15 protein-coding genes are annotated in these 21,240 nt (G+C 59.8%); 12 read left to right on the forward strand and 3 right to left on the reverse strand.

Features of this window, described 5'->3' with window-relative positions; translation table 11 throughout:
- Positions 1-103: 103 nt before the first annotated feature.
- The 3 genes from BMS17_RS28355 to aceE form a co-directional block, all read right to left on the reverse strand.
- Positions 104-1,498 carry an alkaline phosphatase D family protein gene (locus BMS17_RS28355; RefSeq protein ID WP_077432344.1) on the reverse strand — a complete coding sequence of 465 codons (1,395 nt, stop codon included), beginning with the start codon at positions 1,496-1,498 and terminating at the stop codon, positions 104-106.
- A gap of 269 nt (positions 1,499-1,767) precedes the next feature.
- Positions 1,768-3,711: a dihydrolipoyllysine-residue acetyltransferase gene (gene aceF, locus BMS17_RS28360; RefSeq protein WP_077432345.1), complete on the reverse strand. Its 1,944-nt coding sequence runs from the start codon at positions 3,709-3,711 to the stop codon at positions 1,768-1,770.
- Positions 3,712-3,722: 11 nt separating this feature from the next.
- The gene (gene aceE, locus BMS17_RS28365; RefSeq protein ID WP_046028319.1) at positions 3,723-6,368 is read right to left on the reverse strand and encodes a pyruvate dehydrogenase (acetyl-transferring), homodimeric type; all 2,646 of its coding nucleotides are present in this window, start codon (positions 6,366-6,368) and stop codon (positions 3,723-3,725) included.
- A 383-nt stretch (positions 6,369-6,751) separates the two neighbouring features.
- Between aceE and glnE the strand changes: the two genes are divergently transcribed.
- From glnE to BMS17_RS28430, 12 genes are all read left to right on the forward strand, one after another.
- On the forward strand, positions 6,752-9,691 hold the full coding sequence (gene glnE / locus BMS17_RS28375; RefSeq protein ID WP_077432348.1) for a bifunctional [glutamate--ammonia ligase]-adenylyl-L-tyrosine phosphorylase/[glutamate--ammonia-ligase] adenylyltransferase: 2,940 nt from the start codon (positions 6,752-6,754) through the stop codon (positions 9,689-9,691).
- A 131-nt stretch (positions 9,692-9,822) separates the two neighbouring features.
- Positions 9,823-10,857: a lipopolysaccharide heptosyltransferase II gene (gene waaF, locus BMS17_RS28380; protein WP_046028324.1), complete on the forward strand. Its 1,035-nt coding sequence runs from the start codon at positions 9,823-9,825 to the stop codon at positions 10,855-10,857.
- 1 nt (position 10,858) lies between these two features.
- Entirely contained in the window at positions 10,859-11,920 is a 1,062-nt protein-coding gene (gene waaC, locus BMS17_RS28385) for a lipopolysaccharide heptosyltransferase I (RefSeq protein WP_077432349.1), read from the forward strand.
- Positions 11,920-13,044 carry a glycosyltransferase family 4 protein gene (locus BMS17_RS28390; protein ID WP_046028328.1) on the forward strand — a complete coding sequence of 375 codons (1,125 nt, stop codon included), beginning with the start codon at positions 11,920-11,922 and terminating at the stop codon, positions 13,042-13,044. Before waaC ends, BMS17_RS28390 begins: the two co-directional genes overlap by 1 nt.
- Positions 13,041-13,847 carry a lipopolysaccharide core heptose(I) kinase RfaP gene (rfaP, locus tag BMS17_RS28395; RefSeq protein WP_046028330.1) on the forward strand — a complete coding sequence of 269 codons (807 nt, stop codon included), beginning with the start codon at positions 13,041-13,043 and terminating at the stop codon, positions 13,845-13,847. The genes BMS17_RS28390 and rfaP overlap by 4 nt, the downstream gene beginning before the upstream one ends.
- Positions 13,847-14,581, forward strand: a complete 735-nt coding sequence (locus tag BMS17_RS28400; RefSeq protein ID WP_077432351.1) for a lipopolysaccharide kinase InaA family protein — start codon at positions 13,847-13,849, stop codon at positions 14,579-14,581. The genes rfaP and BMS17_RS28400 overlap by 1 nt, the downstream gene beginning before the upstream one ends.
- Entirely contained in the window at positions 14,578-15,330 is a 753-nt protein-coding gene (locus tag BMS17_RS28405; RefSeq protein WP_077432352.1) for a lipopolysaccharide kinase InaA family protein, read from the forward strand. The genes BMS17_RS28400 and BMS17_RS28405 overlap by 4 nt, the downstream gene beginning before the upstream one ends.
- Positions 15,330-16,781 carry a lipopolysaccharide kinase InaA family protein gene (locus tag BMS17_RS28410; protein ID WP_077432354.1) on the forward strand — a complete coding sequence of 484 codons (1,452 nt, stop codon included), beginning with the start codon at positions 15,330-15,332 and terminating at the stop codon, positions 16,779-16,781. The genes BMS17_RS28405 and BMS17_RS28410 overlap by 1 nt, the downstream gene beginning before the upstream one ends.
- 188 nt (positions 16,782-16,969) lie before the next feature.
- Entirely contained in the window at positions 16,970-17,305 is a 336-nt protein-coding gene (locus BMS17_RS28415; RefSeq protein ID WP_080943016.1) for a YceK/YidQ family lipoprotein, read from the forward strand.
- 163 nt (positions 17,306-17,468) lie between these two features.
- A complete protein-coding gene (locus BMS17_RS28420; RefSeq protein WP_046028335.1) occupies positions 17,469-19,226 on the forward strand; it encodes a carbamoyltransferase in 1,758 nt (585 codons plus the stop codon).
- Entirely contained in the window at positions 19,210-20,340 is a 1,131-nt protein-coding gene (locus tag BMS17_RS28425) for a glycosyltransferase (RefSeq protein ID WP_046028336.1), read from the forward strand. The genes BMS17_RS28420 and BMS17_RS28425 overlap by 17 nt, the downstream gene beginning before the upstream one ends.
- Positions 20,340-21,236 carry an antimicrobial resistance protein Mig-14 gene (locus tag BMS17_RS28430; RefSeq protein WP_046028338.1) on the forward strand — a complete coding sequence of 299 codons (897 nt, stop codon included), beginning with the start codon at positions 20,340-20,342 and terminating at the stop codon, positions 21,234-21,236. The genes BMS17_RS28425 and BMS17_RS28430 overlap by 1 nt, the downstream gene beginning before the upstream one ends.
- Positions 21,237-21,240 lie beyond the last annotated feature (4 nt).

Consider the following 21,240-nt stretch of genomic DNA (forward strand, 5'->3'; position numbering starts at 1 on the left):
CTGACTGACAAGAGACATGAAGGCCAAGTGCTATAAGAATATGTCGGCAGGCGTGAAGTTTTCTCCAGCGCGCGCTTAAAACTTATGCATTTGGCCTTCTTTACTAGGCCAGAGGGATATTGATCGTTTGTAATGGTTTGCCGTCCCGGTCGTGGTAATTAACCTGAATGTGCTCTCTATCAACGACCAGATGGGCAAAATTGTCCTGGCTGACCACCTGGCTGGTCAGTTCATGACGGTAGTCCCCCGCAGCCGTTTTCGCCAACGCCTGATCCAGGATGAACGTGGAAGCCTTGGCATACGGCAGCAGTTTGCTGTTGTACAGGGGCGAGGAGACGATGGTGTGCACCTCGAAGTCCGGGTCTTCGCTGTGGGTCAGACGACTCGTCAAAGAGCCGTGGACATCGCCCGAGACGAAGATCACGTTCTTGATGCGGTGCGTACGAATCGTTTCCAGCAATCGCAGGCGTTGTTCCGGGAAGGCTTTCCAGGCGTCATCGCCCAAGGTTTTGCGGTCGGGGTAGAACATCACGCTGGTTACCACAAATTTGACCCGGGCCGGGCTGTGGATCAGCCATTTGCACAGCGCCTGTTCCTGTTCTTCATCAAGGATACGGCGATCATCGGCCGACAAATTGCGTCGAGTGCGGCTGTCGGTGACAAACCATTCAATATCGCCGTTGGCGAACTGATACCAATACTGTTCGAGCTTTCTGCTTATCTGTCCGTCGGCAAGTAATTCATGCGCAGGGCTATGGCTGGCTTGATATAACTCATACGCGGCGATGGCGTTTTTGTATAAGTAATCGTCCGTCTTGCTTTTGTTGGCAGGCCAGTTGTCTTCTATTTCATGGTCGTCGAGGATCATGTAAGTTGGAGTGCCGGACATTAACTTGCTGATGTTGGGTTGAGAAAAAGCAATTCGGTACTTGCTGAGTATTTCCTTGTACTCGCGGTCGGGAGCAATAACGTTCAAGTCATCGACGTAGATTTGATCGCCTGTCATCAACGTGGCGCTGATGGGCGGCTCCGCCCGCTGCGCAAGGTGTGCGATCGAAGCGAAAATCCCGTCGCCCAGGTGCGGGGCCGACGGTATCCCTGCGGTCATTCGAAGGTAGCGGCATGAGCCAACGATATACCCCCGTGGCGTGGTGGTTTTGCTGGACTGCGTACGAAAGCGATAAATATCCCGAGGCCATTGCAATGGCAGCTCCTGGACCGTCTCCACGGTATGCACCGGGCTCATCGGGCTGAACCAGCCGGCCTGATATTCGTACTCGGTGTCGCTGGCCAATTCATTGAGTGCAATCACATCGCTCATGTCGCGCACGATCGTCAGTTTTACAAATTCGCCTCGGGACCAGTGCTCTTCACCCAGGCGTCGATAACGAACACCTGCAAATACCAATGAAGTGTCTTGAAGTTTGCCGCGAAGAAAAATGCGCGCGTGGTTTGTAGTTGTGTGGCCAATAATAGGGCCGACAGTCGGTTTAAACATATTCGAATCCATTCGAAGTGACGCTAACTAAGTAAAAGGGGGTGCAGTATTTAAAAGAAAATACTGTCGAACTAAGACTAGTTAGTACGCAAAAAAAAATATCGAGCGAAAGTGGACTGGCGTTGTGGCCGACGTCAGCAACGAATGTAGGAAGAAACTTTCTGCCAGGCAAAAAAAGCCCCGCCAAATTGGCGGGGTTGAGGTACGAGCGTGGCGCTCGGAAAACGTGGAACGCGAACGGCCCTCCGGTGAGAGAGGGCCGTTCGGTGTTACAGCAGGATGGTGCGGATGTCCGCCAGCAGGTCGCTCAGACGCTTGGTGAAGCGTGCAGCAGCGGCGCCGTTGATCACACGGTGATCGTAGGACAACGACAACGGTAGCATCAGTTTCGGCTGGAAGGCTTTGCCGTCCCAGACTGGCTGGATGGTTGCCTTGGAAACACCAAGGATCGCCACTTCCGGCGCGTTGACGATCGGCGTGAAGCCGGTGCCGCCAATGTGGCCAAGGCTGGAAATGGTGAAACAGGCGCCTTGCATGTCGTCAGCGGTGAGCTTCTTGTCGCGGGCTTTGGCGGCCAGCGCAGCGGCTTCGGCTGCCAGTTGCAACAGGCTCTTCTGATCGACGTTCTTGATGACCGGTACCAGCAGGCCTTCAGGGGTGTCGACCGCGAAGCCGATGTTCACGTACTTCTTGCGGATGATCGCTTTGCCGCTTGGTGCCAGCGAACTGTTGAAGTCCGGCAGTTCCTTGAGCAGGTGCGCGCACGACTTGAGCAGCAGCGGCAGGATGGTCAGCTTGACGCCAGCCTTCTCTGCAACGGCTTTCTGAGCGTTGCGGAACGCTTCCAGGTCGGTGATATCAGCCGAATCGAACTGAGTCACGTGCGGAATGTTCAACCAGCTGCGGTGCAGGCTCGTCGCGCCGATTTGCATCAGGCGAGTCATCGGCACTTCTTCGGTTTCACCGAAGCGGCTGAAGTCCACGACCGGAATCGGCGGGATGCCCGCGCCGCCGGTTGCGCCAGCCGCAGCGGCCGGTGCTTCCTTGGCCTTCTGCATCATGGCTTTGACGTAAACCTGCACGTCTTCTTTCAGGATGCGACCGTGCGGGCCACTGGCGCCGACGGCGTTCAGCTCGACGCCGAACTCGCGGGCCAGTTGGCGTACAGCCGGGCCGGCGTGAACCTTGGCGCCTGGCTTGGCCGGTGCAGCGGCAGGTGCAGCAGCTACCGGAGCAGCAGCCGGTGCGGCGGCAGGAGCTGGAGCGCTCGGTGCAGCAGCGGCCGGAGCCGGGGCAGCGGCAGGCGCAGCGCCTTTGACTTTGAGCGTGAGGATCAGGTCGCCGGTGCCGACTTCGTCATCGAGCTTGATGGAAACGCTTTCCACCACGCCAGCGGCAGGCGACGGGATTTCCATGCTCGCCTTGTCGGATTCCAGGGTGATCAGCGACTGGTCGGCTGCAACGGTGTCGCCGGCCTTGACCAGGACTTCGATGATCTTGGCCTTGCCCGACGAACCGATGTCCGGAACGTGGATGTCCTGAATGCTGTCGGCAACCGGTGCAGCCGGGGCTGCTGCAGGAGCAGGCGCAGCGGCAGCAGTTGGAGCGGCAGCCTGGGCTGGAGCAGCAGCCGGTGCCGCGGCACCCGCCACTTCCAGATCCAGGATCAGGTCGCCAGTGCCGACTTCGTCGTTGAGCTTGACGCTGATGGCCTTGACCACGCCAGCGGCAGGCGACGGGATTTCCATGCTCGCCTTGTCGGACTCCAGGGTGATCAGCGATTGATCAGCTGCGACGGTGTCGCCGACCTTGACCTGGATCTCGATGATCTGGGCCTTGCCCGCCGAACCGATATCCGGCACGTGCACTTTCTGAATCGAAGCGGCAGCCGGCGCAGCGGCTGGAGCTGCCGCCGGTTTCGCTTCAGCTTTTGCAGCAGGCGCAGCGGCAGCGGTAGCCGCAGGGGCCGCAGCAGCGGCACCTTCAACTTCCAGCTCGAGCAGTTCGTCGCCTTCTTTCAGGCGATCGCCCAGCTTCACTTTCAGGCTCTTGATGATACCGGCCTTCGGCGCAGGCACTTCCATGCTCGCCTTGTCCGACTCAAGTGTCAGGATGCTCTGGTCGGCTTCGATACGGTCGCCGACCTTCACAAACAGTTCAATTACTTCACCTTCACCGCTGCCGATGTCAGGTACGCGAATGAGTTCGCTCACAGAATCTCTCCTCAGCAGTCCAGTGGGTTGCGTTTTTCCGGGTTGATACCGAACTTGGTAATGGCTTCAGCCACAACCTTAGGTTCGATGTCACCACGGTCAGCCAGTGCTTCCAGGGCTGCCAACACCACGAAATGACGGTCGACTTCGAAGAAATGACGCAGTTTCTTGCGGCTGTCGCTGCGGCCGAAACCGTCGGTGCCCAGGACTTTGAATTCCTTGGACGGGACCCACTGACGAATTTGCTCAGCGAACAACTTCATGTAGTCGGTAGAAGCGATCACCGGACCTTTACGGCCGTTCAGGCATTCTTCGACGTAGCTCAGTTTAGGCTTCTGGCCCGGGTGCAGACGGTTGGTGCGCTCTACGGCCAGGCCGTCGCGACGCAGTTCGTTGAAGCTGGTAACGCTCCATACGTCAGCGCCGACGTTGAACTCTTCACGCAGAATCTTCGCCGCTTCACGCACTTCACGCAGGATGGTGCCGGAGCCCATCAGCTGAACGTGGTGCGCCGCTTCGCGGGTGTCTTCTTCAAGCAGGTACATGCCTTTCTTGATGCCTTCTTCGGCACCGGCCGGCATGGCTGGCTGCTGGTAGGACTCGTTCATCACGGTGATGTAGTAGAAGACGTCCTGTTGCTCTTCGGTCATCTTCTTCATGCCGTCCTGAATGATCACCGCCAGCTCGTAGCCGTAGGTCGGATCATAGGTGCGGCAGTTCGGGATGGTGGCAGCCAGGATGTGGCTGTGACCGTCTTCGTGTTGCAGGCCTTCGCCGTTGAGCGTGGTCCGGCCGGCGGTGCCGCCGATCAGGAAGCCACGGGTACGGCTGTCGCCAGCGGCCCAGGCGAGGTCGCCGATACGCTGGAAGCCGAACATCGAGTAGAAGATGTAGAACGGCAGCATTGGCTGGTTGTGGCTGGAGTACGAAGTACCGGCAGCGATGAAGGAGCTCATGGCGCCTGCTTCGTTGATGCCTTCTTCGAGGATCTGGCCCTTCTTGTCTTCCTTGTAGAACATCACCTGGTCTTTATCGACTGGCTCGTAGAGCTGGCCGACGGAGGAGTAGATGCCCAACTGACGGAACATGCCTTCCATACCGAAGGTACGGGCTTCGTCCGGGATGATCGGAACGATGCGCGAGCCGATTTCCTTGTCCTTGACCAGTTGCGCGAGGATCCGCACGAAAGCCATGGTGGTGGAAATCTCGCGGTCGCCCGAGCCATCAAGGATTGCCTTGAGGGTATCGAGTGGCGGCGTTGGCACGCTGATGCTCTTCGCGCGGCGCTGTGGTACGAAACCGCCCAGTGCAGTGCGGCGCTCGCTCAGGTAGCGGGCTTCGGCGCTGTTTGGCTCTGGCTTGAAGAACGGCAGGTTTTCCAGCTCTTCGTCCTTGACCGGGATGTCGAAACGATCGCGGAACAGCTTCAGGCTTTCAACATCAACCTTCTTGGTGTTGTGCGCGGTGTTCTTCGCTTCGCCGGCACCGGTGCCATAACCTTTGATGGTCTTGGCCAGGATGACGGTTGGCTGTTCTTTGTGGTTGACCGCTTCGTGGTACGCCGCGTAGACCTTGTACGGGTCGTGGCCGCCTCGGTTGAGTTTCCAGATCTCGTCGTCGGACAGATCAGCAACCATCGCCTTGAGTTCTGGCGAGTTGAAGAAGTGTTCACGCACGAACGCGCCGTCTTTGGCTTTGTAGTTCTGGTACTCGCCGTCGATGACTTCGTCCATGCGACGTTGCAGGATACCGTCGACGTCCTTGGCCAGCAGTGGGTCCCAGAAACGGCCCCAGATGACTTTGGTCACGTTCCACTGAGCACCGCGGAACACGCCTTCGAGTTCCTGGATGATCTTGCCATTCCCGCGAACCGGGCCGTCGAGGCGCTGCAGGTTGCAGTTGATGACGAAGATCAGGTTGTCGAGCTTCTCGCGGCCAGCCAGCGAGATGGCGCCCAGGGATTCCGGCTCGTCACACTCGCCGTCGCCCAGGAAGCACCAGACTTTCTGCTTGCCTTCAGGGATGAAGCCACGGGCTTCCAGGTACTTCATGAAACGTGCCTGGTAGATCGCCTGGATCGGGCCCAGGCCCATGGATACGGTCGGGAACTGCCAGAAATCAGGCATCAGCCAAGGGTGCGGGTAGGACGAGAGGCCCTGACCGTCGACTTCCTGGCGGAAGTTGTTCATCTGGTCTTCGGTGATGCGGCCTTCCATGAATGCACGGGCGTAAACGCCTGGCGAGGTGTGGCCCTGGAAGTAGATCAGGTCGCCGCCGTGTTCGTCGGTCGGGGCCTGGAAGAAATAGTTGAAGCCGATGTCGTACAGGGTGGCGCTGGAGGCGAAGCTGGAGATGTGACCGCCCAGGTCAGAATCTTTCAGGTTCGTACGCATCACCATGGCCATCGCGTTCCAGCGTACCAACGAGCGAATGCGGCGTTCCATGAACAGGTCGCCAGGCATGCGTGCTTCGTGGGTTACGGGAATGGTGTTGCGGTACGGCGTGGTGATGGCGTAAGGCAGCTGCGAGCCACTGCGGGTCGCCAGTTCGCCCATACGGGTCATCAGATAGTGAGCGCGGTCTTCGCCTTCTTTGTCGAGAACCGATTCCAGGGCGTCCAGCCATTCCTGGGTTTCGACGGGATCGAGGTCTTGCATGGCTTGCTCCAGGGCGGAAAGGCTTCCAGAATCGGTTGCCTGAGTTTGCGACTGGCCTTGTGGGCAGACGATATAAATTCTTGGATTGCCGAGAGGTTGTTCCGGCGGCGTGTAGTTTTACTACAAATCTTCGGGCATTTCAGCCTTTCGAATGTATATACGAGTAGTAAAACTACAGATGAATGGCTTGTGGCCTCCGGCTGCGTTGTGAGAATAATCGTTAAGGTTGGTCTTTTACCAACCACAAAAGGTGAAAGCTTGATGTTCACTGCCAAAAATAAAGAATTTTCAGCTATTTCTAACTTTTGTTCGACAGTCCTCCACGTAGTGCAATATGAAAATTCACTACATGCAACCCGTTCTACGCCGATCAAGGATAGACCATGAGCCTTCCCACGCTTGCCGAACTGCCCGGCATTCTCCTGCCGCTTGTCACCCGCGCCGAACAGTCGCTGCGCACCGCCGTTGCGGCCCTTGAGGACGATCATCGGCTCTCCACCTGGACACCTGAACGCTGGGCGCAATTCGCCCGCGTCGTGGCCGCCAGCGACTTTGTGATTGAACAGAGTGTGCGTGACCCTTTGATGTTGCTGGGGCTGGTTGAGTCCGGCGAATTGGATCGCGGTTTTGCCCCCGGCGAGTTGTGCGGGCAGATTGCGGCAGCGGTGAATGCGGCGCAAACCGAGGACGAACTCGGCCGCGCCCTGCGCCGTCAGCGCACCCGCCAGCAAGTGCGGATCATCTGGCGCGACCTGACCCGCCAGGCCGACCTGGTCCAGACCTGCCGCGACCTCTCGGACATGGCCGATGCGAGTATCGATCAGGCCTATCAGTGGTTGTATTCGCGTCATTGCGAGCAGTTTGGTGTGCCGACCGGCCGCCGCAGTGGCGAGCCGCAACAAATGGTCATCCTCGGCATGGGCAAACTCGGCGCGGTGGAGTTGAACCTGTCGTCGGACATCGACCTGATCTTCGCCTACCCCGAGGGTGGCGAAACCGTCGGTGTGAAGCGCTCACTGGATAACCAGGAATTCTTCATTCGTCTGGGCCAACGCCTGATCAAGGCGCTGGACCCGATGACGGTCGACGGATTCGTGTTCCGCGTCGACATGCGCCTGCGCCCTTACGGTTCGGCAGGTGCCTTGGTCTTGAGCTTCAATGCGCTGGAGCAGTATTACCAGGATCAGGGGCGTGACTGGGAGCGCTACGCGATGATCAAGTCGCGCGTGGTGGCGGGTGATCAAGTGACTGGTGCGCAATTGCAGGACATGCTGCGCCCCTTCGTTTACCGGCGTTACCTGGACTTCTCGGCCATCGAAGCGCTGCGCACCATGAAGCAGCTGATCCAGCAGGAAGTCCGGCGCAAAGGCATGGCCGACAACATCAAGCTCGGCTCTGGCGGCATTCGTGAAGTCGAGTTTATCGCCCAGGCGTTCCAGCTGATTCACGGCGGCCGCGACCTGAGCCTGCAACAACGCCCTCTATTAAAAGTACTGAGCACACTGGAAGGTCAGGGTTACCTGCCGCCGGCGGTGATCAGCGAGTTGCGCGAAGGCTACGAATTCCTGCGTTACACCGAACACGCGATTCAGGCGATTGCCGACCGCCAGACCCAGATGCTGCCGGATAGCACGCAGGACCAGGCGCGCATTGCCTTTATGATGGGCTTCGCCGACTGGGACGCGTTCCATGAGCAACTGATGTATTGGCGGGGGCGCGTGGCCTGGCATTTCGCTCAGGTGATTGCCGATCCTGATGAAGAGCAAGGCGGCGAAAGCGAAGTAGTGGTTGGCGGTGAATGGCTGCCGTTGTGGGAAGAAGCCCAGGACGAAGAGGCGGCTTGCCGGCAGTTGGAGGAGGGTGGTTTCAAGGACGCCACCAAGGCCCTGAAAGCCTTGGCGGGACTGCGCGGCAGTCCGCAACTTCGTGCGATGCAGCGTTTGGGGCGTGAACGCCTTGATGCCTTTATTCCACGCTTGCTGGCTCAGGCCGTCGAGCATGCCAACCCCGACCTGGTGCTGGAGCGCGTGCTGCCGCTGGTTGAAGCCGTGGCCCGTCGTTCCGCCTATCTGGTGTTGCTGACCGAAAACCCCGGCGCACTGCGACGCTTGCTGACCTTGTGCGCCGCTAGCCCGTGGATCGCCGAGCAAATCACGCGCTTCCCGCTGCTGCTCGACGAATTGCTCAACGAAGGCCGGCTGTTCAAGCCACCACTGGCGCCGGAGCTGGCCGCCGAATTGCGCGAGCGCCTGATGCGGATTCCCGAGGACGACCTCGAACAGCAGATGGAAGCCCTGCGCCATTTCAAACTGGCGCACCGCTTGCGCGTCGCCGCCTCGGAAATCGCCGGCAGCCTGCCGTTGATGAAAGTCAGCGATTACTTGACCTGGCTCGCCGAAGCTATTCTTGAACAAGTGTTGGCCCTGGCTTGGCACCAGACCGTGGCCAAGTACGGCACGCCGTTGCGTGCTGACGGCAGGTTGTGCGATCCCGACTTCATCATTGTCGGTTATGGGAAAGTCGGCGGGCTGGAACTCGGGCATATTTCGGACCTGGATCTGGTGTTTATCCACGATGGCGATCCACTGGCAGAAACCGACGGACCAAAACCAATCGATGGTGCGCAGTTTTTCACCCGCCTGGGGCAACGGATCATTCACTTGCTGACGGCACAGACCAACTCCGGTCAGCTGTATGAAGTGGACATGCGCTTGCGACCTTCGGGTGCAGCGGGGTTGCTGGTGAGTTCGCTCGGTGCATTTGCCCGTTATCAACACGGCGAGGCCTGGACCTGGGAGCATCAGGCGCTGGTTCGGGCGCGAGTGCTGGTGGGCAGCGCGGATGTCGGTCGGGAATTCGAGCGGGTTCGCGCGGCGGTGCTGGGCAAGCCGCGAGACCTGGCGACCCTGCGTCAGGAGGTCAGTGAGATGCGCGCGAAGATGCGCGATAACCTCGGCACCAAGAGTACGGCGGCCGGGACCGGGGCGAATGCCTTCGAAGCCACGGCGCCATTCGATCTCAAGCAGGACGCCGGAGGTATCGTCGATATTGAATTTATGGTGCAATACGCGGCCTTGGCGTGGTCCCAGACGTGCCCGTCATTGCTGCGCTGGTCTGATAATTTCCGCATTCTGGAAGAGCTGGCAAACGAAGGGCTGATGCCCGCCGAAGACGCCAGCTTGTTGCGCGAGGCCTATAAAGCCTATCGCTCCGCCGCTCACCGGCAGGCCTTGCAGAAGGACGCCGGGGTCATACCGGGCGATCAGTTCGCGGATGAACGGCGACAGGTGTTGCGAATCTGGCGTGAGCTGGGGCTAAGCTGAAGCGGGATATTGAAACATCCAATACCCAATGTGGTGGTGAGTGAGCTCACTGCCACAAAAGATCTGCAGTGTTTTGTAGAATTCTCGAGGCGGGGAGGCGTATGCCTCCCCGGTTCGTTTTTGGAAACCACATGAAAATTCTGATCGTTGGGCCCAGTTGGGTCGGTGACATGGTGATGGCGCAGACACTGTTTCAGTGTCTCAAGCAACGCCACCCGCAATGCGAAATCGACGTACTGGCCCCCGAGTGGAGCCGGCCGATCCTGGAACGCATGCCCGAAGTACGCCAGGCCTTGAGCTTTCCGCTCGGCCACGGCGCTTTGGAGCTGGCGACCCGCCGGCGTATCGGCAAATCCCTGGCCGGTCAGTACGACCAGGCGATTTTGCTGCCAAATTCGCTGAAGTCGGCGCTGGTGCCGTTCTTCGCCGGCATCCCGAAGCGCACCGGCTGGCGTGGCGAATTCCGCTACGGCCTGCTCAATGACGTGCGCACGCTGGATAAAGAACGTTATCCGCTGATGATCGAGCGCTTCATGGCCCTGGCCCATGAACCCGGTGTCGAACTGCCGAAACCCTATCCACGCCCGACCTTGCAGATCGACCCGGTCACCCGCGAAGCGACGCTGGCCAAGTTCGGCCTGGCCCTCGACCGCCCGGTGTTGGTCCTGTGCCCCGGTGCGGAGTTCGGTGAAGCCAAGCGCTGGCCGTCCGAGCATTACGCCAAGGTCGCCGAAGCGAAGATTCGCGAAGGCTGGCAAGTCTGGTTGTTCGGTTCGAAAAACGATCACGCCGTGGGCGAAGACATCCGGGCGCGCCTGATTCCCGGCCTGCGTGAAGAGTCGGTCAACCTCAGCGGCGGCACTTCGCTGGCCGAAGCCATCGACTTGATGTCTTGCGCCGATGCCGTGGTGTCCAACGACTCCGGCCTGATGCACGTCGCCGCCGCGCTGAACCGCCCATTGGTGGCGATCTACGGCTCGACGTCGCCAGGTTTTACCCCGCCGTTGGCCGAGCATGTCGAAGTGGTTCGCCTGGGTATCGAGTGCAGCCCCTGCTTCGATCGCACGTGCCGGTTCGGTCATTACAACTGCCTGCGCCAGCTCATGCCGCAAGCGGTTAACGAAGCCTTGCAGCGGTTGCAGGGCACTGTGGTCGAGGTCAAATAGTTTGCGGGTTCTGTTGATCAAGACGTCTTCGCTGGGCGACGTGATTCACGCGCTGCCAGCGTTGACCGATGCGGCCCGGGCAATCCCCGGCATCAAGTTTGACTGGGTGGTGGAAGAAGGCTTTGCCGAGATCCCGACCTGGCACCCGGCCGTGGGCAAGGTGATCCCGGTGGCGATCCGTCGCTGGCGCAAGAACATCTGGCAAACCATCAAGAGTGGCGAGTGGAAGCGCTTCAAACAAAGCGTTCGAGCCACAAAATATGATCTGGTGATCGACGCCCAGGGCTTGCTGAAAAGTGCCTGGTTGACGCGCTACGTCAAGGCGCCGGTCGCCGGGCTGGACAAGGATTCGGCACGCGAGCCGATGGCCGCGCGCTTTTACTCCCGTCGCCTGGCGGTGGGCCGTGGGCAACACGCGGTAGAGCGGGTGCGTCAATTGTTCGCGCTGGCATTGGGTTACGACTTGCCCAAGGGTTTGGGTGATTACGGCCTGAACGTCGAGCGCCTGGTGGAACTGCCGCGCAAGAATCCGTATGTGCTGTTCCTGCACGGCACCACATGGGACACCAAACACTGGCCGGAAGCCTACTGGCGTGAGCTGGCCGAGCGCGTGGGTTATCTCGGCGTCGGCGTGAAGCTGCCGTGGGGCAATCCGGTGGAGAAAGCCCGGGCCGAGCGCATCGCCGCCGGGTTCCGTCATGTCGAAGTGCTGCCCAAGCTGAATCTGGCGGGCGTCGGCAAGGTCCTGGCCGGTGCACAGGCGTGTGTCGCCGTGGACACCGGCCTGGGTCATCTGGCCGCCGCGCTGGATGTGCCGACCTTGTCGCTGTTCGGCCCGACCAACCCGGGCCTGACCGGTGCCTATGGCAAAGCGCAGATTCACATCGCCAGCGACTTCCCGTGCGCCCCGTGCCTGCAAAAGAAATGTACGTATCAACCGACGGCCCAGGATGCCCGTCAGTTTGACCTGAAACGCGAGTGGCCCCTGTGCTTCACGCGTCTGAATCCCGAGCGTGTCGCGACCCGACTGAGCACGTTGTTACTGGCTGAGGAGCTGCGCTGATGCAATTGGCATTCGTCTTGTACAAGTATTTTCCGTTCGGGGGCTTGCAGCGCGATTTCATGCGCATCGCCCTGGAATGTCAGCAGCGCGGCCATCAGATTCGTGTCTACACGTTGATCTGGGAGGGCGACGTTCCGCCGGGTTTCGAAGTGCTGGTGGCACCGGTCAAAGCGCTGTTCAATCATCGGCGCAACGAGAAGCTCAGCGAGTGGATGGAGGCCGACCTGGCCAAACGTCCCGTGGATCGGCTGATCGGCTTCAACAAAATGCCGGGCCTGGACGTTTACTACGCTGCCGATGGCTGCTTTGAAGACAAGGCGCAGAATCTGCGCAACTCGCTGTACCGCCGTTGGGGCCGCTACCGGCACTTCGCCGAGTACGAGCGCGCGGTGTTCGCCAAAGACGCCAAGACCGAAGTGCTGATGATTTCCGAAGTGCAGCAGCCGCTGTTCATCAAGCATTACGACACGCCGCTGGAGCGTTTCCATCTGCTGCCACCGGGCATTTCCCAAGACCGTCGTGCACCGGCCAATGCCGCTGAGATTCGCGCCGGGTTCCGTGCCGAATTCAACCTCAAAGACGATGAGTTGCTGCTGGTGCAAATCGGCTCCGGGTTCAAGACCAAAGGCGTGGATCGCAGCCTCAAGGCACTGGCCGCGTTGCCCGCTGATCTGAAGAAACGCACCCGTCTGTTTGTAATTGGCCAGGATGACCCCAAATTATTCCAGATGCAGAGCGCCACATTGGGCCTTGGCGATAACGTGACGTTCCTCAAGGGCCGTAGCGATATCCCGCGTTTCCTGCTCGGTGCCGACCTGTTGATCCACCCGGCGTACAACGAAAACACCGGGACCGTGTTGCTCGAAGCCCTGGTGGCCGGGCTGCCGGTATTGGTGAGTGCGGTGTGTGGTTATGCCCATTACATCGCCGAGGCCGACGCCGGCCTGGTGCTCGACGAACCCTTCGAGCAGGCACAACTGACCCGATACCTGACCGGTATGTTGAATGACGCTCAAGCACGGGCGGCCTGGAGCCGCAACGGTCTGGCCTTTGCCGAGACGGCCGACCTCTACAGCATGCCGCAGCACGCGGCCGATGTGATTCTGGCGGAGCGCGCTAAATGAAGTTGATGCTGGCTGAACCGTTCAAGAGCCTTTGGGCCGGACGCGATGCGTTCACCGAAGTCGAAGGCCTCGAGGGCGAGGTTTACCGTGAACTGGAAGCGCGCCGGACCTTGCGCACTGAAGTGAACGGCAATGGTTTTTTCGTGAAGATCCATCGCGGCATTGGCTGGGGCGAGATCTTCAAAAACCTGCTGACGGCCAAGCTGCCGGTCCTCGGCGCGGGTCAGGAATGGAAAGCCATTGCGCGCCTGCAAGAAGTCGGCGTGCCAACCATGACTGCCGTCGCCTACGGCGAGAAGGGCAGCAACCCGGCAGACCAGCACTCGTTCATCGTCACCGAAGAGCTGGCGCCGACCGTCAGCCTCGAAGACTTCAGCATCGACTGGATCAAGAATCCGCCCGAGCCCAGGCTCAAGCGTGCGCTGATCGCCGAAGTGGCGCGCATGACCGGCATGATGCATCGCGCCGGGGTCAACCACCGCGACTGCTACATCTGCCATTTTCTGCTGCACACCGATAAACCGGTGACCGCCGACGATTTCAAACTCTCGGTGATTGACCTGCATCGTGCCCAGACCCGTTCGGCAATCACTCGGCGCTGGCGTAACAAAGATCTGGCGGCGCTGTACTTTTCGGCCCTGGACATCGGCCTGACCCGGCGTGACAAGCTGCGTTTCCTCAAAGGCTACTTTCAACAGCCGCTGCGCCAGATTCTGGCCGAAGAAGCGTCGCTGCTCGCCTGGCTGGAAGGCAAAGCCAACAAACTTTATGACCGTAAACAGCGATATGGGGATGCGCTCTGATGGCGGGTTGGAAACTGGAACCTGCTTACAGTGAGCTGGCAGAAGATTTTGGCAGCCTTGAAGCGGTGTTCGCGCTGCAGGGTGAGCGGCTGACCCGCGACCTGTTGTCCGAGGTCATCCGCGTCAATCGCAACGGCGTCAACTATTACGTCAAACGCTACAACGGTGCCGGCAAAGGCCTGCGCCGTTATCTGGGCAAACCCCGGGTGAAGACCGAGTGGCAGAACCTCAAACGCTTCGCCAAGTGGGGCATTCCCACCGCCGAAGTCGTGGCCTGGGGCCTGGAGCGGCGCGGCGCAGCGTACGACCGCGGAGCGATGATCACGCGTGAACTGCCTAATACTGAAGACTTGTCGGCACTGGCTGACCGGCACGATCCCAAGTTGTCGGACCGTGCCTGGGTCGATACGGTCAGTCGGCAATTGGCGGATTACACCCGGGTAATGCACGACAATCGCTTTGCTCATAACGATTTGAAGTGGCGCAATTTGCTGATCGACGATCAAGCCCGATTGTTCCTGATCGATTGCCCCAACGGCCATTTCTGGCGCGGCTTCTGGCTCCAGTACCGGATCACCAAAGACCTGGCTTGCCTGGACAAGGTGGCCAAATACCACCTGTCGGCCACCCAGCGCTTGCGCTTTTATCTGCAGTACCGCCAGCGGGACCGACTCAATGCCGCCGACAAGAAACGGATCCGGCACGTAGTGAGATTTTTCGAGGGACGCGAATGACTGATTTTCTGGCCGCTGAAGACCGTGCGCTGCTTGAGCGCCATGGTCTCGCCACGTTCGATGCGCTGTGGGCCAAGCAGCTTGAAGCGGTGGATGAACCCAACACTGTCGGCGGTGGCTGGAGCAGTGTGTTTCGGCTGGATCTGGAAGGTCGTGGTTTCTATCTCAAGCGTCAGAGCAACTACCTGACGCGTACCTTCCACGCGCCCTTTGGCGAGCCGAGCTTTGCCCGTGAGTTTCGCAATATCAGCCGTTATCAAGCGCTCGGTATTCCGGCGCTACAGGCGGTTTTTTTTGGTGAGCGCAAGGTTAATGGCGAAGTCCGTGCGGTGTTGTTGACGCGTGCGCTGGACGGCTGGGATGACCTCGACTCGCTGTTGCAGCGCTGGGCAGACCTGAGCGATGTGCAACATTCGGCCATCCTGAAAGCCTGTGGTGAACTGGCGCGACGGCTGCACGGCGTGCGGCAGGTGCATGGTTGCTTCTACCCTAAACACATTTTCATGCGGGCAACTGGCGACGGTTATCAGGCGCAGTTGATCGACCTGGAAAAAACCCGGCCGCTGCTGTTCGGTCAGCGTGACCGGGTCAAGGACCTGGAGCCTTTGCTGCGCCGTGCGCCGGAGTGGACCGCCAGCCAATTGCGCGAGATGTTGGCGGCTTACGTGGGTCAGGCGCAAGACAGCTCGTTGGTGGACAACTGGGTTGCTCGCTTGACCGCGCGGCGCAGTCGCAAGGAGACGCGCTGATGCGTTTGTCCGAACTGAAAACGGCCGGCCGCAGCCCGGGCCTGCCACTGAACATTTCACTGGCCGACGCCGCAGGGACCGCTGAGTTGCAATTGCTGAGCCTGTTGCGGGTCTTGCCGGGGCAGCGATATGTCGGCGCCGGTGTCTGGCGCGGCCGTCCAGTGCTGGCCAAATTGTTGGTCGGCAACAAAGCGGCGCGACATTTTCAGCGTGAACTGGACGGTGTGCGCTTGCTTGCCGATCAAGGGCTGACCACGCCGCAATTGCTGGTGGACGGTTTGAAAGAAGGCGAGGGCGGCTGGCTGTTGTTCGACTTCCTCGAAGGCGCCGAAAGCCTGGGGGATACCTGGAAACAAGTCGAACACTTGCCGGTGCTGGCGGATATGCAAGGGGCCGTACTGGCCGAGGCGTTGGGCGCTATCGGCCAAATGCACCGCAAGGGGCTCTGGCAGGAAGACCTGCATCTGGACAACCTGTTGCGTCAGCGCGGTCGGTTGTACCTGATCGATGGTGGCGGTGTCTGTGCCGAGACGCCGGGCCAGCCGTTGTCACGGCAAAAGGTGCTGGAAAACCTCGGTGTATTTTTTGCGCAGTTGCCCAAGTCGCTGGAACCGTTCACCGAAGAACTGCTGGTGTATTACCTGTTGAGCAACGGCGAGCACGCCTTGCCGATGGAAGCCTTGCAGAAGCAGATCGATAAGGTTCGTACCTGGCGTTTGAAGGACTTCCTGATCAAAGTCGGTCGCGAATGCACGCTGTTCAGCGTCCAGCGTGGTGCGTTTGGCTTGCGGGCGATCCGTCGCGAAGAAGAAACCGCGATGCTGCCGGTGCTGGAGCAGGCCGACGCGTTGCTCGATGAGGGTCATTTGTACAAGACCGGCGGCGCGGCGAGCGTAGGAAAAGTCGAGGTTGATGGTCGGACGCTGGTGATCAAGCGCTACAACATCAAAGGCTTTGCCCACTGGCTCAAACGCTTCTGGCGTCCGAGCCGAGCGTGGCACTCGTGGCGTGAAGGCAATCGTCTTGCCTTCCTTGGCATTGCGACCCCCAAACCGTTGGCGTTGCTGGAGAAGCGATTTCTCTGGCTGCGCAGTCGGGCGTATCTGGTGACCGAGTATCTGCCGGGACCGGACATCATCGAGCGCTTCGCGCCTTTCGTCGACAGCGGCAACGCCCCTGAAGCGGAACTGCTGGCGCTGGATCATTTGTTCGCCGAGTTGATTGGCGAGCGCATCAGCCATGGTGACTTCAAGGGCCATAACCTGTTCTGGCAAGAGGATCGCTGGGCGCTGATCGATCTGGATTCGATGTGCCAGCATGGCTCGGCGGGCAGCTTTGCCCCGGCCTATGCGCGGGATCGGGCGCGGTTCATGCGCAATTGGCCAGAGAGCAGTGCGCTTTATAAGGTCATCGATCAGCGTCTGCCCAAAGATATCTCTGGCGCTGCCTGAATTGCCATCGTCGTAATACCATCCGGAGCAAGCTTGCTTCGGTTGGTATTCGGACGATGAGGTCCGACCTGCCACTGAAGATTAGGGGACAAGTTTTTATGAATCGTCCTACATGATCTACAGCCCCCATGAACTGTGCCCTGAATAGCCACGATGCTAGTTTGCCTGACGTTCACGGAGGGCAAGCTTTGACGATAAAAATGGCTGTTATGTTCGGTGCTGTTTCACTTGCGCTAACCGGCTGCGGGACCGCTATGACGGTATTCCAGGACGATGAAGACGCGGCTCGCGGTCTCAGAAAACAAAAAACCTACTGTCAGTCCATTCCCCGGGTTTACAGCGGCCTCGCCTACGATTTTTGCGTATTGAATGCTCCGCCTGACCCCACTGGCTTCCTGGTACCGTTCGTGCTCCTGGATTTAACCTTGTCAGGTGTCCTGGACACGGTTTGCTTGCCTTATACGGTTTATCGTCAGACGGTCGATGGCAATCTCAGCATTTACTGGCGGGTCGGTCGCGGATAAGCCGGGCGCCACGCATTCGTCCAGGTGGAGCAATATGCACTGGGTCATTCCCGCCATCTTTAAGCTATAATCCCGCCCTTTAGCTGTCTCTCGCCGCTTGCGAGGGCACATTAATTTTTGAGGCGCTTGTCGCCTGCATGCAGACTAAAGAGGCTAGACCCCTGTGGCATTGACGATTCTTGGCCTGTCCGGCGCCCTTAGCCATGATCCTTCCGCAGCCTTGTACATCGACGGCAAGCTGGTCGCGGCGGCTGAAGAAGAGCGCTTTGTGCGCGATAAACATGCAAAGAACCGCATGCCCTACGAATCGGCAAAGTTCTGCCTGGAGCAGGCGGGCATCAAGCCGTCCGACGTTGACGTGGTTGCGATTCCATTCGCCCCGATCAGCCTGTTCGGCAAGGCTCGCTGGCAGTACGCCAAGCGTTACTGGTACGCCCCGGACCGCGCCCTTGACGCGATCCTGATGGGCAACCGTCGCTACAAGCGCTATCGCAACAAGATCGTCTGGTGCCTTGAGCAACTGGGCTTCGATCCGAAGAAAATCAAGATCGAACCCGTCGAACACCACTTGGCTCACGCCTCCAGTGCCTACCACTGCTCCGGTTTCAAAGAGAAAACCGCGATCCTTGGGATCGACGGCAAGGGTGAGTACGCCACGACCTTCTTCGGTTACGGCGAGAACGGCAAGATCCACAAGATCAAGGAATTCTTCGATCCGGACTCCCTCGGCGGCCTGTATGGCGCGATCACCGAGTTCCTCGGTTTCGATATGCTCGACGGCGAGTTCAAGGTCATGGGCATGGCGCCGTACGGCGACGCCAGCAAGTACGATTTCTCGCGCCTGGCTTCGTTCGAAAACGGCGAGCTGGTGATCAACACCGACTACGCCAACGTCATCGGCCTGCGCCGCTACAAAGAAAAGGGCAAGGGTTACTACTTCTCGCCGAAGCTGATCGAGTGGCTGGGACCGAAGCGCGAAGGCGACATCGCCGACGAGCCGTACATCCACTACGCCGCGAGCATTCAAGCGCTGTTCGAGAAAATCTCGCTGCAGATGATCGACTACTACCTGGGCGACGTGCTCAAGGAAACCGGCAAACTGGCCTATGCCGGTGGCTGTGCGTTGAACGTCAAGCTCAACCAGAAAATCATCGCTCGCGATGACGTCAAAGAACTGTTTGTACAGCCTGCATCCGGCGACGCCGGCACGGCAGTCGGCGCGGCGGCGTATGTGTCCCACGCCCGTGGCGTTCCGGTCGAGAAGATGGAACACGTCTACCTCGGTCCGTCGTATACCAACGAAGACGTGCTGGCTGCCTGCGCTCGTCACCCGAGCAAGCCGGTCTGGCGCAAGCTGAACAACATGCCGGAAAACATCGCCAAAATCATGGTCGACGGCAACCCGGTGGCCTGGTTCCAGGGGCGCATGGAGTTCGGTCCGCGTGCCTTGGGCGGTCGTTCGATCATCGGTTGCCCGAGCGCCGTCGGCGTGGCAGACCGTATCAACCACCAGATCAAGTTCCGCGAGCGCTGGAGGCCTTTCTGCCCGTCGATGCTCGACACCGTTGCCCCGCAAATGATCAAGATCGATCACCCGGCGCCGTTCATGACCTTCACCTTCGAAGTGGCTGAAGAGTGGAAGACCCGCGTGCCGGAAGTCGTCCACGAAGACGGTACGTCCCGCGCCCAGGTGCTCAAGCGCGAATACAATCCGCGCTACTACGACATGATGAAGGCGCTGGAAGTGCTGACCGGCAACGGCGTGTCGCTGAACACCTCGCTCAACCGTCGTGGCGAACCGATGATCTGCTCGCCGACCGACGCCCTGAACATGTTCTTCGGCTCTGACCTGCAATACCTGATCATGGAAGACATCCTGGTGGTCAAAGAAGGCGCGGACGCTTATGACTCGCTCGGCTGAACGCCATGTGCTGCAGTTCTGTCACGGCTATGACGGCCCGTTTCTGGACTGCGCCCGGCAGTACGCCAGCCTGTTCGCGGGGACTGGTTATCGAGTGACCACGGTCTTTCTGACCGGTGCCGCCGATAGCGAAGTTGCCGCGGGCTGTGCTTCCGATGAAGTGCTGTTCATGGAATACAGCTCCAAGGCCATTCGTGGCCTGAAGCTGGGCGCCATCGGCGATCTGCGCAAGATCGCCGCTTCGCGCAATTTCAGCTTCTGCATTGCCCACCGTTTCAAACCGATCTACATCGCCTTGCTCGGCACTTCGTTGCCGGTCATCGGTGTGCATCACGGGTTTGACGATTACAAACGCGGCTCTCGCAAACTCTTCGCCCATCTCTTCCGCAAGCGCCTCAGCCTGCTCGGTGTTTCCGATGCGGTGCGTGACGACATGCGCCGTTGCCTGCCGAAATGGCCGGCCGGGCGGACTCAAACACTCTATAACCGCATCGATGTGCCGGCCTTGCAGACCAGCCAGGTGTCGGCTCGCGAGGCTCGGGAAACCTTGGGCCTGTCGGCGGATGCCTGGATTGTCGGCAACGTCGGGCGGCTTCACCCGGACAAGGACCAGGCCACGCTGCTGCACGGGTTTGCCTTGGCATTGCCGCAGTTGCCGGCCAACAGCCAATTGGTGATTCTCGGTAGCGGTCGACTGGAACAGGACCTCAAGGAACTGGCCCGTGAACTGGGCATTGGCGATCGGGTGCTGTTCCTGGGCCAAGTGCCGGATGCCCGTCGCTACTTCCGGGCCTTCGATGTGTTTGCCTTGAGCTCCGATCACGAACCGTTCGGCATGGTGCTGCTCGAGGCCATGGCCGCCGGCGTACCGTTGCTCGCGACCGCTTGCGGTGGCGCGAAGGAAGTCGTTGAAGGTGTCGGGATCCTGTTCCCGTTGGGGGATGCCGAGCGTCTGGCTCAAGGGCTGCAGCATCTGGCCGCGATGGACGAGCAGCAGCGTCACCAGTGCGCCGAGCTGATGCTTGATCGCTTGCGTGAGCGTTTCTCCGACCGCGCAGTGCGCGATGCTTTCTGGCATTTGCCACACGTCACAGAACTGGCGACGAGGGGCTGATGCTCAACCGATTTCAAGGCTGGCGCGAACGTGGCTGGACGGTAGTCGACGCCTCGACTTATGCACAGGCCTGGCAGCGATTTGGCGGTAGCGTCGCGACGCACCCCATGGTGGTTGAGCGCCTGGCGCAACTGGCCGACATTCCGGTGCGCTATCTGGCCTGGGAACAGAACGGTGACGTGAAAGCCGCCATTCCGACCTGGGGGCGCGACCTCGCGCTGTCCAAGGACGTACTCAAGCGCCGTGGCAAAAAAGGCTTGTTCGACCTCGGCAATGCCGAGGTGATCCTGCCGGCCGCCGCCGATGCTCAAGCACCGCTGCGTCATCGCGGGCGTTATTTGTCGGCGCTGAGCGAGGGCCGTTTCAGCGCTATCAAGTTGCAAGCCGAACAACTGGCCATGGCGCGCACGCCGGAAGAACTGTCGAAGAAATTCCGCTACAACCAGCGCCGTGAATTGCGCCTGCTGGAAGAAGCCGGTGGCGTTGTGCGACCGGTCGCCGAATTTTCCAGCTCGGAGTTGGCCGCGATTTATTGCGACCTGTTCCAGCGCCGCTGGGGCTTCCCGGCCACGGGTGCCGAGCGTATGGGCGAGGTGATCGAACTGTTGCGGGACTTGCTGATCGGTTCGGTGATTTTCCTCAACGATGCACCGATTGCCATTCAATTGGTGTATCGCGTCGAGTCGCCCGAGTGGATCAGCGTCGAATACATCAACGGTGGCGTCGATCCCGAGACCCGCGAGTTCAGCCCCGGCAGCGTGCTGAGTTTTATCAACACGCAAAGCGCTTGGGAACACGCGCGGGCCCTGGATAAGCCATTGCGGTTTTCCTTCGGCCGCGCTGACCGCGAGTACAAGGACCGCTGGTGCAACCCTGTACCGGTTTTTACCGTGTGAGTGA

The organism is Pseudomonas sp. C9, from assembly GCF_002000165.1.
Taxonomy (GTDB): Bacteria; Pseudomonadota; Gammaproteobacteria; order Pseudomonadales; family Pseudomonadaceae; genus Aquipseudomonas.

Excerpts from the sequence above, each read along its gene's own strand:
- BMS17_RS28355 (WP_077432344.1), bottom strand. The coding sequence starts at position 1,498 with ATGTTTAAACCGACTGTCGGCCCTATTATTGGCCACACAACTACAAAC.
- aceE (WP_046028319.1), bottom strand. The coding sequence starts at position 6,368 with ATGCAAGACCTCGATCCCGTCGAAACCCAGGAATGGCTGGACGCCCTG.
- glnE (WP_077432348.1), top strand. The coding sequence starts at position 6,752 with ATGAGCCTTCCCACGCTTGCCGAACTGCCCGGCATTCTCCTGCCGCTT.
- waaF (WP_046028324.1), top strand. The coding sequence starts at position 9,823 with ATGAAAATTCTGATCGTTGGGCCCAGTTGGGTCGGTGACATGGTGATG.
- BMS17_RS28390 (WP_046028328.1), top strand. The coding sequence starts at position 11,920 with ATGCAATTGGCATTCGTCTTGTACAAGTATTTTCCGTTCGGGGGCTTG.
- rfaP (WP_046028330.1), top strand. The coding sequence starts at position 13,041 with ATGAAGTTGATGCTGGCTGAACCGTTCAAGAGCCTTTGGGCCGGACGC.
- BMS17_RS28400 (WP_077432351.1), top strand. The coding sequence starts at position 13,847 with ATGGCGGGTTGGAAACTGGAACCTGCTTACAGTGAGCTGGCAGAAGAT.
- BMS17_RS28405 (WP_077432352.1), top strand. The coding sequence starts at position 14,578 with ATGACTGATTTTCTGGCCGCTGAAGACCGTGCGCTGCTTGAGCGCCAT.
- BMS17_RS28410 (WP_077432354.1), top strand. The coding sequence starts at position 15,330 with ATGCGTTTGTCCGAACTGAAAACGGCCGGCCGCAGCCCGGGCCTGCCA.
- BMS17_RS28425 (WP_046028336.1), top strand. The coding sequence starts at position 19,210 with ATGACTCGCTCGGCTGAACGCCATGTGCTGCAGTTCTGTCACGGCTAT.
- BMS17_RS28430 (WP_046028338.1), top strand. The coding sequence starts at position 20,340 with ATGCTCAACCGATTTCAAGGCTGGCGCGAACGTGGCTGGACGGTAGTC.